Origin of the sequence: Hydrogenophaga sp. (genome assembly GCF_965657535.1) — a bacterium.
In the GTDB taxonomy this organism is placed as follows: domain Bacteria; phylum Pseudomonadota; class Gammaproteobacteria; order Burkholderiales; family Burkholderiaceae_C; genus Hydrogenophaga.
The window spans coordinates 126701-144085 of record NZ_CBFHOP010000007.1; the positions used below are offsets into that span (position 1 = coordinate 126701).

At 63.3% G+C, this 17385-nt stretch carries 12 protein-coding genes and 3 tRNA genes; 4 read left to right on the forward strand and 11 right to left on the reverse strand.

The window, feature by feature from the left end:
• Positions 1-87 precede the first annotated feature (87 nt).
• Positions 88-750 (reverse strand): DUF2202 domain-containing protein, encoded by a 663-nt coding sequence (locus tag ACTG4K_RS13595; RefSeq protein WP_439114752.1) that lies wholly within the window; start codon positions 748-750, stop codon positions 88-90.
• 334 nt (positions 751-1084) lie between these two features.
• Between ACTG4K_RS13595 and ACTG4K_RS13600 the strand changes: the two genes are divergently transcribed.
• The 4 genes from ACTG4K_RS13600 (at position 1085) to ACTG4K_RS13615 (ending at position 5517) form a co-directional block, all read left to right on the forward strand.
• Positions 1085-3169: an ATP-dependent helicase gene (locus ACTG4K_RS13600; protein ID WP_439114753.1), complete on the forward strand. Its 2085-nt coding sequence runs from the start codon at positions 1085-1087 to the stop codon at positions 3167-3169.
• The gene (locus ACTG4K_RS13605) at positions 3166-3657 is read left to right on the forward strand and encodes a hypothetical protein (RefSeq protein ID WP_439114754.1); all 492 of its coding nucleotides are present in this window, start codon (positions 3166-3168) and stop codon (positions 3655-3657) included. Before ACTG4K_RS13600 ends, ACTG4K_RS13605 begins: the two co-directional genes overlap by 4 nt.
• 226 nt (positions 3658-3883) lie before the next feature.
• Positions 3884-4897, forward strand: a complete 1014-nt coding sequence (locus ACTG4K_RS13610) for a cytochrome-c peroxidase (protein WP_439114755.1) — start codon at positions 3884-3886, stop codon at positions 4895-4897.
• Between the two features lie 362 nt (positions 4898-5259).
• Positions 5260-5517 (forward strand): hypothetical protein, encoded by a 258-nt coding sequence (locus ACTG4K_RS13615; RefSeq protein WP_439114756.1) that lies wholly within the window; start codon positions 5260-5262, stop codon positions 5515-5517.
• Positions 5518-5591: 74 nt separating this feature from the next.
• On the opposite strand, the gene ACTG4K_RS13620 is transcribed toward ACTG4K_RS13615, so the two are convergent.
• The 10 genes from ACTG4K_RS13620 to rpoC all read right to left on the reverse strand — a co-directional run bounded on the left by ACTG4K_RS13620 (position 5592) and on the right by rpoC (position 17381).
• Positions 5592-5666, reverse strand: a tRNA-Thr gene (locus tag ACTG4K_RS13620).
• A gap of 7 nt (positions 5667-5673) precedes the next feature.
• Positions 5674-5749 (reverse strand) — tRNA-Gly (locus tag ACTG4K_RS13625).
• Between the two features lie 101 nt (positions 5750-5850).
• Positions 5851-5926, reverse strand: a tRNA-Phe gene (locus ACTG4K_RS13630).
• A gap of 55 nt (positions 5927-5981) precedes the next feature.
• Positions 5982-6674: a response regulator gene (locus tag ACTG4K_RS13635; protein ID WP_439114757.1), complete on the reverse strand. Its 693-nt coding sequence runs from the start codon at positions 6672-6674 to the stop codon at positions 5982-5984.
• Positions 6675-6704: 30 nt separating this feature from the next.
• Positions 6705-8975 (reverse strand): ATP-binding protein, encoded by a 2271-nt coding sequence (locus ACTG4K_RS13640; protein ID WP_439114881.1) that lies wholly within the window; start codon positions 8973-8975, stop codon positions 6705-6707.
• 21 nt (positions 8976-8996) lie between these two features.
• Positions 8997-9686 carry a DUF4390 domain-containing protein gene (locus tag ACTG4K_RS13645; protein ID WP_439114758.1) on the reverse strand — a complete coding sequence of 230 codons (690 nt, stop codon included), beginning with the start codon at positions 9684-9686 and terminating at the stop codon, positions 8997-8999.
• A 22-nt stretch (positions 9687-9708) separates the two neighbouring features.
• The gene (rsmB, locus tag ACTG4K_RS13650) at positions 9709-11154 is read right to left on the reverse strand and encodes a 16S rRNA (cytosine(967)-C(5))-methyltransferase RsmB (RefSeq protein ID WP_439114759.1); all 1446 of its coding nucleotides are present in this window, start codon (positions 11152-11154) and stop codon (positions 9709-9711) included.
• Between the two features lie 52 nt (positions 11155-11206).
• A complete protein-coding gene (locus tag ACTG4K_RS13655; RefSeq protein WP_439114760.1) occupies positions 11207-12283 on the reverse strand; it encodes a M48 family metalloprotease in 1077 nt (358 codons plus the stop codon).
• A 114-nt stretch (positions 12284-12397) separates the two neighbouring features.
• Positions 12398-12991, reverse strand: coding sequence for a LemA family protein (locus ACTG4K_RS13660; RefSeq protein ID WP_439114761.1), 594 nt, complete (start codon positions 12989-12991; stop codon positions 12398-12400).
• A 166-nt stretch (positions 12992-13157) separates the two neighbouring features.
• Positions 13158-17381 (reverse strand): DNA-directed RNA polymerase subunit beta', encoded by a 4224-nt coding sequence (gene rpoC, locus ACTG4K_RS13665; protein WP_439114762.1) that lies wholly within the window; start codon positions 17379-17381, stop codon positions 13158-13160.
• Between the last annotated feature and the right edge of the window lie 4 nt (positions 17382-17385).

A 17385-nucleotide genomic window follows, 5' to 3' on the forward strand; every position in this document is an offset into this window, starting at 1 on the left:
CGCGGCGCTTACTGTTCAGTTTCAGCCACCGCAAGCACGCCCCGTTGAGCAGACTCAAGCCACGCGTTGAGCCGGCCAATGCGCCCTTCACCCGCCACAGGTTTCCTGCGCCGACGAGGCGATGGCATCCCATTCGGCTTGCGACAGCACCGTGGCTTCGTAGGTCACGCCTTGGTCAAGCAGGGTGGCGTTAAAGGCGCGCAGGTGGTTGCGTGAACCGCACAGCAGGTTGTCGTACACCTGCACGATATCGGGCTCGTCGAGCACCTCAGCCTTCTTCTCGTTGATGTCCTGAATGTCTTTTTCTTCAATCAGGCAACCCACTTTCAGCGCGTCGATCAGGCTGGTCTGGCCCATGCCCACAAGCTTGTCGTAGAGCGCTTGCAGGTCGTCGTTTTCAAACACACCGGCGGGGTTGGTGGCGGCCGGGTCCGGCAGGCCGTGGGCCTCAATCAACCGGCGAACGGCTTCGGTGTGTTCTGCCTCGCTCAGCGCAATCTGGCTGAACACGTTGGCACCCCACACATTGAACAGGGCCACATACACGTCGTGCGCCAGCTTTTCTTCTTCACGCATGTACATGAGGCCGGCGATTTCTTCTGCCGACAGGTCTTCGGCGCTCAACGCCGCCGTGCTGGCCGCCGGTGCATCCAGCGTGCTGGTTGGCTCTTCGTCGCCTCCGCCACAGGCAGTCAGCACCACGCCACCCAGGGTGGCACCCATAAACCGCAAAAATTGCTTTCGTTGCATCGTTCATCCTTCGTTGCGGCAAGACAGCGCCGCGCATGAAGGCACAGTAAGGACGCTGCGCCGGGTCTCAAGTGACAAAAATCAAGCGCCGGGCCTGGGTTGTAAGCCCATGTCACCGGTGGCACCGGGGGCCAACCTGCGCTTACGTTCTTTACAGAGCAGCCAACATGGGAAAACGTCATTTGGCTGGGCCCCAACGGCGGCCCGTACCCACCTGGAACCAGCGGCACACAGCGCGGGGCACGCCGGTATCATTCACGCTCTTCGGGCGTACTTCACTGTCATTGCGCACCACCCAACCCTTCAATTTCTGCGCACGGCCCCGCTTATTTCCATGTCTGCCAACGCCTCTGGCCTCAACCTTGCCCAGCTTGACGCCGTGAACCACCTGGGCGGGCCGTGTCTGGTGCTGGCCGGGGCCGGTTCGGGCAAAACGCGGGTCATCACGCACAAGATTGGCCGCCTCATTCAGGCGGGCCTGGCGGCCGACCGCATTGCGGCCATCACCTTCACCAACAAAGCCGCCAGCGAAATGCGCGAGCGCGCCAAACAGCTGGTGGGGCGCGATGCCCGCAAGGTGCTTATTTGCACGTTTCATGCGCTGGGCGTGCGACTGCTGCGCGAAGACGGCGCCGCGCTGGGGCTGAAAAAGCAGTTTTCCATTCTGGACACGGACGACATCACCAGCCTCCTGAAAGACTGCGGCGGCAGCACCGACACCGCCGCCGCACGCCAGTGGCAGTGGGCCATCAGCGCCTGGAAAAGCGCGGGCCTGAATTCGGCCCAGGCGCTGGCGCTGGCCAAGGACGACGACGAGCGCGTGACCGCGACCATCATGGCGCGCTACGAAGAGCGCCTGACGGCCTACCAGAGCGTGGACTTTGACGACCTGATCAGCCTGCCGCTGAAGCTGTTGACCGAGCACCTGGACGTGCGCGAGCGCTGGCAGAAAAAGATGGGCCATGTGCTGGTGGACGAATACCAGGACACCAACGCCACGCAATACGAGCTGCTGAAACTGCTGGTGGGCGAGCGCGCGCGCTTCACCGCCGTGGGCGACGACGACCAGTCCATCTACGGCTGGCGTGGCGCCACGCTGGACAACCTGAAGCGCCTGCCGCAGGACTTTCCCGAGCTCAAGGTCATCAAGCTGGAGCAAAACTACCGCTCCACCAGCGCCATCTTGCGCGCGGCCAACAACGTGATTGGCCCCAACCCCAAGCTGTTCCCCAAGACGCTGTGGAGCGACCTGGGCGAGGGCGAGCCGGTGCGGGTGGTGGACGCCGACAACGAGGAACACGAGGCCGAGCGCGCGGTGGCGCGCATCCAGAGCCTTCAGGCTTCGTCGTCCCACAAAGAGTGGCGCGACTTCGCCATCCTGTACCGCGCCAACCACATGGCGCGGCCATTTGAGCAGTCGCTGCGGCGGGCGCAAATTCCTTACAAGGTGTCGGGCGGACAGAGCTTTTTCGACAAGGCCGAGATTCGCGACCTGTGCGCCTGGCTGCGCCTGATCACCAACAACAACGACGACCCGGCCTTTCTGCGCGCGGCCACCACGCCCAAGCGCGGCATTGGCCACACCACCTTGCAGCAGCTGGGCAACTTTGCCACGCAGTACAAGCTGAGCCTGTTTGAGGCGCTGTTTTCGCATTCGCTGGCCGCCACCCTGCCCGCCCGCGCCGTGGCCACGCTGCACGAGTTCGGCCGCGCCGTGAACGACCTGGAGTACCGCGCCAAGCACACCGTGGGCCACGAAGCGGGGCGCGCGTTTCTCACCGAGTGGCTCAAAGACATCGACTACGAAAAGCACCTGTACGACAGCGAAGACAACGAAAAAGTAGCGGCCGCGCGCTGGACCAACGTGATGGATTTTTGCGACTGGGTGGCCGGGCGCTGCGGCGGCAAGCTGGAAGACGACGGCGGTGCGAAGACCGAAACCGAGCGCAAATCCCTGCTCGAAGTGGTGCAGACCATTGCGCTGATTTCCACCCTGAGCGAGCGCGAGCAAGACGAAAACATGGTCACCCTCTCCACCCTGCACGCGTCCAAAGGCTTGGAATGGCCCCATGTGATGCTGGTGGGCGTGAACGAAGGCCTGCTACCCTTCAAGATGGAAGAAGAGCCCGGCCAGAGCGACGCCACCACCGAAAGCATGGCACAGCGCCTGCAAGAAGAGCGGCGTCTCATGTACGTGGGCATCACGCGGGCGCAGCGCACGCTGGCCGTGAGTTGGCTCAAGCGCCGCAAGAAAGGCCGTGAAAGCATTCCAGGGCAGGCCAGCCGTTTCATTCAAGAAATGGGGCTGGACCAGAACACGGTGAAAGAAGATCCACGCGAGAAACTGCGCGCGCTGCGGGCCGAATTTGCCCAGCGCGCCACCGAAACAGCCGCCGCCAAAGCGGCCGAAACGCCATGAAACGCTTGAAACCCGGCACCCGATGGAGCGCGCTGCTGGGCCTGCTGCTGGCGCCCGGCGCTTGGGGCCAGCAGCCCACCACCCCGGCACCAACCCTGGCCTGCACTGAAGCGTCCGCCGTGACGCCGGCCCACCTGTACGGCGCGTGGCAGCTCACCTTGTGGCCGCCCGAGGGCAGCGCATCTGCGCCCACGTCCACCGGCACCGTGCGGTTTGAGCGCCACCCCGAATTCCCCGGCAGCGTGCGCGGGCACATCCAGCGCACGGCAGCGGGCGCGCCCCTGCAGGCCCTGGTCTCGGGCGACGCGATCGAAGGTGAATTCAACCTCGACGAGTCTGCCGACGGCGTGGCCATTGACGCGGTATGGGCGGGCGTTCCGCAAGACTGCGGCCAAACCATCCGCGGCACCCGGCGCCCCGCCGAGAGCTTGGCCGAGGCAGCCACTCCGCTACAGTTTTTGTTGCGAAAAAGCCCCGGCTGGCATTGATTTCAGCGCATCGTCGACCCACAGACCTTTTGCAAACCCGGTGCAGAAATTGGCTATTTAAGCCATAGCCAAAACCTATTCAAATCGTTCTGTGGTTTGATGAGGATCAAAAACCATTAGGGTCAACCCGCATACATTGACCTTGTCAGCGGCATGGATTTGCGGAAAAACAGGCCGCCCTCTCCCCAGCCTCGCTGACACGTCATTCATTTACAGCGAGTCGATCATGAAAACCTCAAGAATATTCACCTGGACTCTGTGCGCATTGGCCGCCGCCACCGTCATGTCAGCTGGCACGGCCCTGGCACAGAAGCGCGACGAACCGGTACAGACCATCCCCGCGCCCCGCAACATGGACCCTGCGATGGTGGAGCTGGGCAAAAAGCTGTTCTTTGATCCCCGCCTCTCCAAGTCGGGCTTCATCTCCTGCAACTCGTGTCACAACCTGAGCATGGGCGGTTCGGACAACCTCAAGACCTCCATTGGCCACAACTGGTCGCAGGGTCCCATCAATTCGCCCACCGTGCTCAACTCCAGCTTGAACCTAGCGCAGTTCTGGGACGGCCGTGCCGCCACGCTGAAAGACCAGGCCGGCGGCCCCATTGCCAACCCAGGCGAAATGGCCTTCACGCACGAGCTGGCTATCGACACCCTGAAGTCGATTCCCGGCTACGTGAATGAGTTCAAAACCGTCTTCAAGAGCGACAAGCTGAGCATCGACGAAGTGACCACCGCCATTGCCGCGTTTGAAGAAACCCTGGTGACGCCGAACTCGCGCTTTGACCGCTGGCTCGATGGCGACAACAAAGCCCTGAACAAGGACGAGTTGGCCGGCTACCAGCTGTTCAAAGAAAGCGGCTGCGTGGCCTGCCACAACGGCCCCAACCTGGGCGGTACCTCGTTCCAGAAAATGGGCCTGGTGCAACCGTACAAAACGGCCAGCACCGCCCAAGGCCGCCAGGAAGTGACCGGCAAAGACGCCGACCGCCTGAACTTCAAGGTGCCTACCTTGCGCAACGTGGAACTGACCTACCCCTACTTCCACGACGGCCAAGCCCCCACCCTGACCGTGGCGGTGGACCTCATGGGTAAGCTGCAGCTGGGTCGTGAATACACGAAAGACGAAAACGCCAAGATCGTTGCCTTCCTGAAGACCTTGACGGGTCAGCAACCCCAGTTCGCCCTACCGGTGTTGCCACCGTCCACCGACAAAACCCCCGTGCCACGTCCGTTCAACTGAACGCTCGTTCCCGCGGCATCCCGCCCCCACGGGATCAACCAACCGGCCATTCGGCCGGTTTTTTTATGGGCCGTCGCTGCCGGCTGCGCGGCGCCGGTCGCTCCATCCATTTGAAAAAGATGGTCATACCTCAAAAAACAAGAATCGTTCTTATTTGAAATGCTCATGCCAGGCACCTGAACTTCGTAAACGCAGCCGCACGCCCACAGGAAGCCGGCACCGCGCACAACCTGATCTTCCGCCCATTGCACCCACGCAACACGCCCACCCAGCACCTGCGGACGGGGCACAAGGGTCCGGCACGTGGAGAAGAAGCGGCAAGCCTTGGGGGTGAAGTGTTGCGGCTTGGCGCTCAGCTGGTTGTGGCACGCACGGCGGTGCTGTGGGGCTGGGCGCTGCGCACAGCGCCAGCAAGCATCCCACCCACAGCGCAACGCACAACACCGCAGCGCCTGGGTGCCAGCGAGCAGCCCGACTGGGAACGCGTGGCATCGACCCGCCAGCTCGTCTGCCAAACCGGCTGTGTGGGCCATACCGTCCATTGGCTCACAGCCGAAGGCACATGCCAGCTCAGCGGCCAGGCTTGTGAGCGCCTGGCGCTGGAAAAAGCATCTGGCTAAAGCCCGGCTGAGGTGAAACCACAGCAAGCAAAAAGCCCGCTGCAAGGAGCGGGCTTTTGAAGGCGTTGGGCGCTTGGTGCCCATGGCGGGAATCGGACCCGCGACCTCTCCCTTACCAAGGGAGTGCTCTACCACTGAGCCACATGGGCAGCGATATGGAGCGGGATAAGAGACTCGAACTCTCGACCTATACCTTGGCAAGGTATCGCTCTACCAACTGAGCTAATCCCGCAAACCGTTTCTTTGACCGAAGCCACCGCTGACGCACCAGGTGAATTCACGGCTGTCTGTCAAAGAAAAACCCAGCCGTTGAAGCTGGGCTTTCTGAATGTTTGGTGGCCTGGGACGGAATCGAACCATCGACACGCGGATTTTCAATCCGCTGCTCTACCAACTGAGCTACCGGGCCAAACAGAAGCGATAGTATAGCACCTTTTATTGGCGTTTCTGAACGCCAATGCCGATCAGAGCGCGTTGCGTTTGCTGCGGGCCAGATCGACACCCAGCTGCTTGAGCTTTCGGTACAGGTGGGTGCGCTCCAGCCCGGTCTTTTCGGCCACGCGGGTCATGGAGCCAGACTCTTTGGCGAGGTGAAATTCAAAGTAAGCCTTTTCAAATTCGTCGCGGGCTTCGCGCAACGGACCTTCCAGATTGAACGACTGCTGGGACTGTGGGCCGATGTCCATCACCATCTCGGGCAGGGTGCCGCCGGTCATGGCCGATTCCACGGTGAGTTCAACGGCCACGTTGAAACCGTTTTTGGCGGGGGTCAAAACCGCGCCAGTTTTGACCCCGGTTTTGTTCAATCCCTGGTCAACCGCTTTCAGCAGCTTGGCCAGGGTGATGGGCTTTTCAAGGAACGCGGTGGCGCCGATGCGGGTGGCTTCGACGGCGGTGTCGATGGTGGCGTGGCCACTCATCATGATCACGGGCATGGACAGCAAGCCGCTGCTGGCCCATTCCTTGAGCAGACTCACGCCGTCGGTGTCGGGCATCCAGATGTCGAGCAGCACCAGATCGGGTCGCAGCACGGCGCGCACGGCACGGGCTTGCGCAGCGTTTTCAGCGAGTTCGACCGTGTGGCCTTCGTCGTTCAGTATCTCGGACAGCAAGTCCCGGATGCCCAGTTCATCGTCTACGACCAAAATAGTTGCCATGGCGCGGTGTGCTTCCCTCTGTCTATGTTGTCAATTAACCACTGCGAATGATAACGACACTTGAGCACCCAGCACTTGGCCGTCGACCACGCGGTTGGAGAGGTCAACCCGGCCCCCGTGTTCGTCCATGATTTTCTTGACCACAGCCAGCCCCAGACCGGTACCCTTGACCTTGGTGGTGACGTAAGGCTCAAACGCCCGCTTGAGGATGTGCTCGGCAAAACCGGGGCCATGGTCGATGACGGACAGGCGCACCCATTGGCCAGAGTCGGAACGGCGGGTGCGCAGCAAGACCTCGGCGCCCGGGTGCCCGGCCACCGCATCCTGGGCGTTTTGCACCAAGTTGTGCAGCATCTGGCGCACCTGCTGGGCGTCGGCCATGGCGAGCGGGCAGTCGTCGGCCAGCTCAAAGCGCACGGGCACAGCGGCGCTGTCGTACAGTGACAGTATGTCGCGCACCAGCGCGTTGAGATCGGTGGGGGCCAACTGGGCGGCGGGCAGGCGTGCGTAGTCGCGAAACTCGTTGACCAGTCGCTTCATGGCATCCACTTGGTCCACGATGGTTTTGACCGATTTGGTGAGAATGGCCTGCTCGGGCGGTGGCACTTTGCCGTCGAGCTTCATGGCCAGGCGCTCGGCCGACAGCTGGATGGGCGTGAGGGGGTTCTTGATTTCGTGGGCCAGGCGACGTGCCACTTCTCCCCAGGCCTGGGCGCGCTGGGCGGACACCATTTCAGAGACGTCGTCAAACACCAGCAAGCGGTCGTTGTTGGGCAACAAGGCGCCCCGGGCGATCAGGGTGATACCTTCGTCAAACGGGGTGGTGCCATTGGCGTTGAGCTCAAACGACTGTTGCCAGTAACCGCCTTGGTGGGGAGTGTCGTCTGACAAAAACCGCTCAAACTGCTGCAGCACGCCGGCCGCAAAAAACGCCAACCCCGGCACCTCCGCGAGGGGTTTGCCCAGGTGCAGCCCCAGCGGAGTGCGCAAGATGCGCGCTGCGCCGGGGTTGACGCTGAGGACCCGACTGTGCTCGTCAAGCACCACCACGCCGGCGGTGAGGTTGTCCAGAATGGTTTGCAGGCTGTCGCGCGCCGCGTCCACCTGCGCCATGCTGTGCTGCACGGCGCTGCGGGCGTCGGCCAGGTCTTGTGTCATGTGGGCAAAGGTGCGGGTGAGGCCGGCAAGTTCGTCGCGGGCAGCGAGCGCGGGCTTGGGCGCGAGGTTACCCGCGGCCACTTCGCGCATGCCTTCTGCCAGCACCAGCAGCGGGCGCACCAGCTGGTTGCCCAGCAGCACCGCCAGCAGCACGGCGCCAAATACTGCGAGAAACAGCGCCAGGGTGAGCGTGCCGATGTACATGCGGCGCAGGCCTTCACGGGCCAGGGCGCGTTCCTGGTATTCGCGGTTGGCCACTTGCACGGCCAGGGCGTCGGCCACCAGTGCGGGCGGTAGCGGTGCAATGACTTGCAGGTAGCGCGGCTCGGCGTTGAAACCAAAGGCCGGCGCGTTCACCAGCGCCAGCACTTTGATGCGCGCCTGTCCGACGGCCTGGGCGGCTTCAAGCTCGCCATCGCTGCCCTCTTCGAGCCCTTCAATTTGCGCCACCACGCGGGCCGACCGCACGTTGCGCAGCTGCGCCAGCCCGGGGCTGCTGGGCGAGATGTCAAATCGCGACTCCCCCGCACTCGCCAGCGCCTGCCCAGCGGCGTTCCAGAGCACGACATCGGTGGCAGAAAGCTGTTCGCGCATCCGCTCCAGCGCCAGCACGGCAGAGGCATCGGGCACGCGGGCGAGGCCTTCAGCGGCCATGCGGGTTTTGCTGCTCAGGTCGGCGCTCAGGGTGTCCAGCGTGGTGCGGCCGAGGCTGAGACCGGCACTCAGGGCCGACTCGACCCGCACATCGAACCAGCTTTCAATGGAACGCGACACGAACTGGTAGGACACGGTGTAGATCAGCAAGCCCGGCAAAATGCCCACCAGCCCAATGATGCCGGCCAGCTTGATGAGCAGGCGGCTGCCAAACTTGCCCTTTCTGAAGCGCACCGCCAGCCGCACCGCCAGCCACAAGATGATGCCCACCAGCACGGCGGCCACCGCCATGTTGATGCCCACCAGCCAGGCGAAATTTTGCTCGTAAAAAATACGGTTGCGCGTGGCCAGGGTCAGCAGGAACAGCAACACCATGCCCAACCCGGTCATGAACACCAGGCCCACCAACACCGCCCAGCGCAAAGCGGCGGTTTTCTGGCGAGACGACGGGGTTTCGACGGGGTTCAAGGCCAGCGGGGTCGGGTTCAGGTGGTTCAACACTGTCGGGCTTCAGCGCCCGGGTTCTGCGGCCACCGACTCGCCCAGCTCGTCGCCAGGTCGCAGGTCGGGGGCGCCGTCAGGATGGGGCTCGGGCTCGGCCTGCGTGGGTACCCGCAGCACTTTTTGCACGGCAATGTCCCACTCGGGCTGGTTGCTCATGCCGATCTGGAACGGACGGGGCAGCAAAGAAAGGTCGAGCCGGAAGCGCCATTCCACGCGGTGTTTGTCGTCGGCTTGCAGACGGGCTGCATCGGACACTTTCCAGCGCGATACCCGGCCAATGCCCGCCAGAGCGTCGGCGAGGCTATCAAAATTTTGGTGCAGCGCATATTGCAGTCCGGCACCAGTGACGCCACTGGCGTCGTTGGACAGGCTCAGCCGCCAGCGGCGCGTTAGGGGCTGGTAGGCCAGGCGCAGCGTGCGCAGCGCGGTGGACACCCGCTTGTCCGTCCAATACCAGCGCTGGCGGTACACATCGGCCTGCCAGGCGAAATACAGCGGCACGCCTTTCAGCAGGGCGTCTTCCACAGCAGCCGCAGGCTCCAGCTTGAGCCGGGCCGACAGGTACAGCGCCTCCTGCGTGCGCTGCACGCCCATTTGCAGAATCTCGGGCTCATAGGCCTGGGCCGGCGTGTGGGTGAGCCAGGCCAAAGCAACGAGCGTCAACAGAAGACGCAACCAGCGCAGCACGCGGCTCACGGGCGTGGCCAACGGTGGCCGATCAAGGCTGGGCCTTGTCGATGCGTGCGTAAAAGAAACCGTCGTATCCACCCTGAGGATTGTCGTTGAACTCACCCGCCGGGGCGGCCAAACCGGGCAGCAAATGGCCCACTGCGGGCCGATGAACCGCGTCAGTGTGGCGCTCAAGGAACGCAGCGACCTGATCGGCACCTTCGGCACGAAACACCGAGCAGGTGCAATACACGAGGCGGCCACCCGGTTTCACCAGGGGCCAGAGGGCTTCCAACAGGGCCCGCTGAATGGCCACCAGCTGGTCCACGTCCGTCGCGCGGCGCAGCCAGCGCACGTCGGGGTGGCGCCGCACAATGCCCGAAGCGGTGCAGGGCGCGTCGAGCAAGATGGCGTCAAACGCACGCCCATCCCACCAATCAGCGGGGTGGGCGGCGTCGGCGCAACGCACCTCGGCCTGCAAGCCCAGTCGCTGCAGGTTGTCGTGGATGCGTTCGCAGCGGCGGGCATCCACGTCCAACGCCAGCAGATCCAGGCTGGCCCATTCCAGCAGATGTGCGGTTTTGCCGCCCGGGGCGGCGCATGCGTCAAGCACACGGTCTGTGAGCGCCCACTCTCTTCTTTCAAGCAACAGGGATGCGGCCATTTGTGCTGCGGCATCTTGCACCGAGGCATGGCCCAGCGCAAAAGCGGGCAAGCGGTCCACCGGTTGGGGGGCATCCAGCACCAGGCCATCGCTGCCCACCGGGGTGGACGCGATGCCCAAGGCAAGCAGTGCCTGCTGGTAACTGGCGCGGCTGGTCTTTCTGCGGTTCACACGCAGGGCCATGGGCCCAGGCTGGTTGCTGGCTTTCAGAATAGCGGCCCAGTGTTCAGGGTGGTCGCGCTGCAGGCGCTCAATCCACCACGTTGGGTGGTTCCAGCGCGCCACAGGCAGGCCGGCCACCGCGTTCAGCAACGCCTCGCGTTCGCGCAAGAAACGGCGCAAGCAGGCGTTGACGAAAGCTGCCTGGCGCTGGGTATTGCGGTCATGCCGGGCCGCATCCACCGCCTGGTTGACCACCGTGTGCGGCTCGTAATGCGGCCCGGCGGGCTGGGCGCCGGGCGCGTGGGTGGCGGCATCGCCATCTGCCGTGTTTGGCCCGCCCAGCAGCAAGGCCACAGCGCTGCATAGCAAGGCCATGACCGCAGGATCGGGTTTGCGCTGCACCAGTTGCGCCACCACCGCGCGGGCTGTGCCCAAGTGGCGCAGCACATGGAAGGTAAGCGCCTGAACCCCAGGGCGCAGCTCGGCGCTGACCTGGGGCATCACTTCACTGAGCGAGCGACCCTGCTCGACGGCCAGCACACAGTGCGCGGTGTGCCGCAACTGGGCAGCCAGGCTGGGCGCCAGCCGCACGGCAGCTTGGGGGGCAGGACGCGGTCGGGGCTGTGTAAAAGGCTTGGGGCGGGCTGGGGCAGTCACAGGCAATTCCATGTTGGCAACCCGTGAGTGTGGCGCAAACCCGCACCCGCAGGAAAGCGCAGATTCAATTCAGCGTCCAGCCCGGGCCTTCGCCGGGGGCTGAAGACGCGGGCGATGCCGTTGCTGCGGCGTCAGCCTGCGGCTTTTCCGCTTCCCGCGTCAGGGGCAGCGGGCCCATGGCGCGGCCGTAAATACGGCGTATGCGCTGTTCCAGGGTGGGGTGCGAGTCGAGCCAATGGGCCACGGGGCCGGTTTCGTTGGACACCAGCAGCAGGTGTTGCACCATGGAGCCGATGCGGCTCGACACCACGCCATCGCGTTGCTGGCTCAGGATCTTGCGCAACACACCGCCCAAGCCGTCGCGGCTGCGGGTCCACTGCACCGCCCGCGCGTCGGCCAGGTATTCGCGCTGGCGCGATACGGCGGCCTGCAACGCGTGCCCCGCCAGCCAGCCCAGCCAACCAGCGGCCATGATGGCCAGGCCCAGCAGAGCCGCAGCCATGCGGCGGTCCCGCGCATCGGGCTCAAACAGATGCTGGCCCATGCGGTAAAGCATTTCCAGTCCAAACACCATGCCAATGAGCCGCATGTTGAGCCGTGTGTCGCCCTCCCGGATGTGGCTGAATTCGTGCGCCACCAGGCCCTGCAACTCGTCGCGCGACAGCAGATCCAACGCGCCCTGCGTCACGGCGACCACGGCATCGTCTTCGTCCCAGCCCGCCGCAAACGCATTGATGCTCGGGTCGCGCGCCAGCACCATGGCCTGCGGGCGCTTCATGCTCGATGACACCGCCATTTCTTCCACAATGTTGCGAAAGCGTTGTTCATCAAAATCGGCCGACGGCTGCACCGGGCGTGCACCCATCTGTTCGGCCAGGCGCCGGCCACCGCCGTCGGCCAAGCGCGAGGTCTCGACCCACCAGCCACCCAGCACAAACAACAACACCACGCCGGTGTTGACGGCGAAGAAGTGGCGGGGAAAACGCATCTCGCCGGGTGTCCAGAAACCCCATGTCAGGCCCCAGGCCACGGCGAGCGCGGCGTTGATGGCCAGCACCAGCAGCAACACCGTAAGGACAAACGCGAGCAGCAGCCTGCGCGTTTTGCTGCGGGCTTCGCGCTGTGATTCAAAAATCAGCACAACAAAGCCTGAGGGCAGACGGTGAACCACCCGAAGAAACCGCGAGGCCGGCTTTGGCAGACGGCCAGTATCGCCCCCGAGTTGGTGGCGGGCGCAGCCAGGCGCGGGGGCAGATCAGAAAACAACCTTCACCACCTGGCGCTCGGCTTCGTTGCTGGTGGACTCCAGCATGGCCTGCGGGGTGAAGTTGAACAGCCGGGCCACGATGAGGGTCGGAAACTGGGCGGCGGCATCGTTGAATTCGAGCACGTGGTCGTTGTAAGCCTGGCGGGCAAAGCCAATGCGGTTTTCGGTGCTGGCCAGCTCTTCGCTCAATTCGCGCATGGTCTGGTCGGCCTTGAGGTCGGGGTAGGCCTCAGCCACCGCAAACAAGCGGCCCAGAGCACCGCCCAACAGCTGCTCGGCACCGGCCAGTGCACCCAACGCACCGGCATTGAGCGGGCTGCCCGCAGCGGTTTTCTCAGCGGCGCGGGCCTGGTTGCGTGCGGCGATCACCGCCTCCAGCGTCTGTGCTTCGTGGGCCAGGTATTTGCGCGCTACCTCCACCAGGTTGGGAATAAGGTCGTAACGGCGCTTGAGCTGCACGTCAATCTGCCCAAAGGCGTTGGCGATGGCATTTTTCAACCGCACCAGGCGGTTGTACGCACCCACCGCCCAGAAAAACACCAGCAGGCCCAAGGCCAGAAAGATCCAGAGCGCAGCAGACATGGGTTCAACTCCTTCGAGGTCGGTCGGGTCGTGAGCGAGGGCAATATACCCTAGGCCCTCAAGCCCCCCGTGTGATGAAAACCAGCCGCACGCATAAAAAAAGCCCCCGACCGGATGGTCGGGGGCTTTTGAGGGTCAGGCGGTGGGCCTGAGCGCCGTGGCCGCTTTATTCAGCGGCATCGCCGCCGCTGGACACGTCGGCGTGGTCGGCCTGGTCCGCAGCCAGCGACAGGGCGTCGGCTTCTGAAATGGCACGGCGCTCTTCGTCGTCCATCTTTTCCTTCACCTTGCGCGCTTCGTGGTAAGCCATGCCGGTACCGGCCGGGATCAGACGACCCACGATCACGTTTTCCTTCAGGCCACGCAACTCATCGCGCTTGCCCATGATGGCCGCTTCGGTCAGCACGCGGGTGGTTTCCTGGAAGGAAGCCGCCGAGATGAACGAGTCGGTCGACAGGGAGGCCTTGGTGATACCCAGCAACACGTTGGTAAAGGTAGGCGGAATCTTGCCTTCAGCGCGCAACGCGTCGATGGTGTTCAGAATTTCCGAACGCTCCACCTGCTCGCCCTTGATGTAGGACGAATCACCCACGGCCTCGACGATCACGCGGCGCAGCATCTGGCGAACGATCACCTCGATGTGCTTGTCGTTGATCTTCACGCCCTGCAAGCGATACACGTCCTGGACCTCGTCAACGATGTAGCGCGACAAGGCTTCAATACCCAGCAGACGCAGGATGTCCTGCGGATCGGCTGGACCGTCCACCACGCCCTCACCCTTGTTGACCACCTGGCCTTCGTGCACCAGGATGTTCTTCTCTTTGGGGATGAGGTCGTCCCAGACGTTGCCTTCGGGATCGGTGATCTGCAGGCGAACTTTGCCTTTGGTCTCTTTGCCGAAAGACACGGTACCGGTCATTTCGGCCAGCTTGCCGGCGTCTTTGGGCGAGCGGGCTTCAAACAGCTCGGCCACACGCGGCAGACCGCCGGTGATGTCGCGCGTCTTCTGACCTTCGACCGGGATGCGAGCCAGCACATGGCCTGGGCCGACCTCCTGGCCGTCGCGCACTTCCAGCAGGGAACCGATAGGGAAGCCCACCGTCACCGAGTGGTCGGTGCCGGGGATCTTCACTTCGTTGGCCTGGGGGTCCAGCAACTTGACCAGTGGACGCACCACCTTGGTCGAACCGCGGTGCTTCGGATCGATCACCACCAGCGAGGACAGACCGGTCACGTCGTTGACCTGCTTGGCCACGGTGAGGCCTTCTTCCACGTTTTCGAACTTCACCTGACCGGCGAATTCCGTGATGATGGGTCGGGTCAGCGGGTCCCAGTTGGCCAGCACGGAGCCGGCCTTGATGGCCTGGTCGGCCTTGACGGCGAGGATGGCACCGTAAGGCACCTTGTGGCGCTCACGCTCGCGACCAATGTCGTCGTGGATGATGATTTCGCCGGAACGGGAAATCACCACCAGTTCGCCCTTGGTGTTGGTCACGTAACGCATCGTAGCGTTGAAACCAATGGAGCCGGTGGACTTGGCTTCCACGCTGGAGGCCACCGCCGCACGCGACGCAGCACCACCGATGTGGAACGTGCGCATGGTCAGCTGGGTACCCGGCTCACCGATCGACTGTGCAGCGATCACACCCACGGCTTCACCGATATTCACCAGGCCGCCACGGCCCAGGTCGCGGCCATAGCACTTGGCACAAATGCCAAAGCGGGTTTCGCAGGTCAGGGCGGTGCGAACCTTGACTTCGTCCACGCCGGCGGCTTCGAGCTCGTCCAGCATGTCTTCGTCCATCATCTGGCCAGCGGGGACCATCACGGCGCGGGTCTCTGGGTGAATCACTTCCTCGGCCGTGGTGCGGCCCAGAATGCGGTCGCGCAGCGACTCGATGACTTCACCGCCTTCAACAATCGCGCGCATCACCGTGCCATTGGTGGTGCCACAGTCCTGGTGGTTGACCACCAAGTCTTGCGTCACGTCGACCAGGCGGCGGGTCAGGTAGCCCGAGTTGGCGGTCTTCAACGCCGTGTCGGCCAGACCTTTTCGTGCGCCGTGCGTGGAGATGAAGTACTGCAACACGTTCAGACCTTCACGGAAGTTCGCCGTGATAGGGGTCTCAATGATCGAGCCGTCGGGCTTGGCCATCAGGCCTCGCATGCCGGCCAGCTGGCGAATCTGTGCCGCAGAACCGCGAGCACCCGAGTCGGCCATCATGTAGATCGAGTTGAACGACTCCTGGTCCACCTCGTTGCCGTGGCGGTCGGTGGTCTTTTGCTTGGCCAGCTGGGCCATCATCACCTTCGAGATCTCGTCGCCGGCCTTGCCCCAGATGTCCACCACCTTGTTGTAGCGCTCACCTGCGGTCACCAAACCGGATGCGTACTGCTGGGCGATTTCCTTCACTTCCTTCTCGGAGCGCTCGATGATGGCCGGCTTCTCTTTGGGCACCAGCATGTCGTCCACCGCGATGGAGATACCGGCGCGCGTGGCCAGACGGAAACCGTTTTGCAACAGCTTGTCGGCGAACACCACGGTTTCTTTCAGACCGCACTTGCGGAACGCGGTGTTGATCAGCTTGGAGATTTCCTTCTTCTTCAACGGCTTGTTCAGCACGTCGAAGGGCAGGCCCTTGGGCAGAATCTCAGACAGCAACGCACGGCCCACGGTGGTGTCCACCAGGGAAATGAACGGCGTGAACTCGCCCGTGGCCTTGTCCAGCGTGTACTGCTGCAGTCGCACGCTGATCTTGGCGGTGATCTCAACCGCGCCGTTGTCCAGCGCACGTTGCAGCTCGGCCAGATCGGCAAAGATCATGCCCTCGCCCTTGGCGTTGATGCGGTCGCGGGTCGCGTAGTACAAGCCCAGCACCACGTCTTGCGACGGCACGATGGACGGTTCGCCAGAAGCCGGGAACAGGATGTTGTTGGACGCCAGCATCAGGGTGCGGGCTTCGATCTGCGCCTCCACCGACAGCGGCACGTGCACAGCCATCTGGTCACCGTCGAAGTCGGCGTTGAAGGCCGCACAAACGAGGGGGTGCAGCTGAATGGCCTTGCCTTCGATCAGGATCGGCTCAAACGCCTGAATGCCCAGACGGTGCAGCGTGGGTGCGCGGTTCAGCATCACCGGGTGCTCTTTGATCACCTCTTCCAGAATGTCCCACACCACGGGCGTGCCGGCTTCCACTTCTTTCTTGGCGGCCTTGATGGTGGTGGCAATGCCACGCTGCTCCAACTGGGCAAAGATGAAGGGCTTGAACAGCTCCAGCGCCATCAGCTTGGGCAGGCCGCACTGGTGCAGCTTGAGCGTTGGACCCACCACAATGACCGAACGGCCCGAGTAGTCGACGCGCTTGCCCAGCAAGTTCTGGCGGAAACGACCGCTCTTGCCTTTGATCATGTCGGCCAGCGACTTGAGTGCGCGCTTGTTGGCGCCCGTCATGGCCTTGCCACGGCGGCCGTTGTCCAGCAACGAGTCCACGGCTTCCTGCAGCATGCGCTTTTCGTTGCGCGCGATGATCTCAGGGGCCTTCAGCTCCAGCAGACGGCGCAGGCGGCTGTTGCGGTTGATGACGCGGCGGTACAGATCGTTCAGGTCGGAGGTCGCGAAGCGGCCGCCGTCCAGGGGAACGAGCGGACGCAGGTCGGGCGGCAGCACAGGCAGCACGTCCAGGACCATCCACTCGGGCTTGATGCCCGACTTCTTGAAGGCTTCCAGCACCTTCAGGCGCTTGGCGTTCTTCTTGATCTTGAGTTCGGAGCCGGTCAGGTCGTTGCGCAGCTTGTCGATCTCGATCTCGAGGTCGATCGCCTGCAGCAACTCCTTGATGCCCTCAGCGCCCATCTTGGCGATGAATTCGTCGCCGAATTCCTTGCGCTTGGCGTCGTAGTCGTCCTCGGTCATGATCGCGAATTTCTTCAGCGGCGTCATGCCCGGATCGACGATCACATAGGCTTCAAAGTACAGCACGCGCTCGATGTCGCGCAGCGTCATGTCCAGGATCAGGCCCAGACGCGAAGGCAGTGACTTCAAGAACCAGATGTGGGCGCAAGGCGCGGCCAGGTCGATGTGACCCATGCGGTCGCGACGCACCTTGGTCTGCGTGACTTCAACGCCGCACTTCTCGCAGATGACACCGCGGTGCTTCAGACGCTTGTACTTGCCGCACAGGCATTCGTAGTCCTTGATAGGGCCAAAAATCTTGGCGCAGAACAGACCGTCACGCTCAGGTTTGAAGGTGCGGTAGTTGATGGTTTCGGGCTTTTTGACTTCGCCAAAAGACCACGAACGGATTTTCTCGGGCGACGCCAAGCCGATGCGGATGGCATCGAAATGCTCGTCGGGCGTGAACTGCTTGAACAGGTCGAGCAAGGATTTCATGTGA

Coding starts and splice junctions, on each gene's coding strand:
- ACTG4K_RS13595 (WP_439114752.1), bottom strand. CDS start 750: ATGCAACGAAAGCAATTTTTGCGGTTTATGGGTGCCACCCTGGGTGGC.
- ACTG4K_RS13600 (WP_439114753.1), top strand. CDS start 1,085: ATGTCTGCCAACGCCTCTGGCCTCAACCTTGCCCAGCTTGACGCCGTG.
- ACTG4K_RS13605 (WP_439114754.1), top strand. CDS start 3,166: ATGAAACGCTTGAAACCCGGCACCCGATGGAGCGCGCTGCTGGGCCTG.
- ACTG4K_RS13610 (WP_439114755.1), top strand. CDS start 3,884: ATGAAAACCTCAAGAATATTCACCTGGACTCTGTGCGCATTGGCCGCC.
- ACTG4K_RS13635 (WP_439114757.1), bottom strand. CDS start 6,674: ATGGCAACTATTTTGGTCGTAGACGATGAACTGGGCATCCGGGACTTG.
- rsmB (WP_439114759.1), bottom strand. CDS start 11,154: ATGGAATTGCCTGTGACTGCCCCAGCCCGCCCCAAGCCTTTTACACAG.
- ACTG4K_RS13660 (WP_439114761.1), bottom strand. CDS start 12,991: ATGTCTGCTGCGCTCTGGATCTTTCTGGCCTTGGGCCTGCTGGTGTTT.
- rpoC (WP_439114762.1), bottom strand. CDS start 17,381: ATGAAATCCTTGCTCGACCTGTTCAAGCAGTTCACGCCCGACGAGCAT.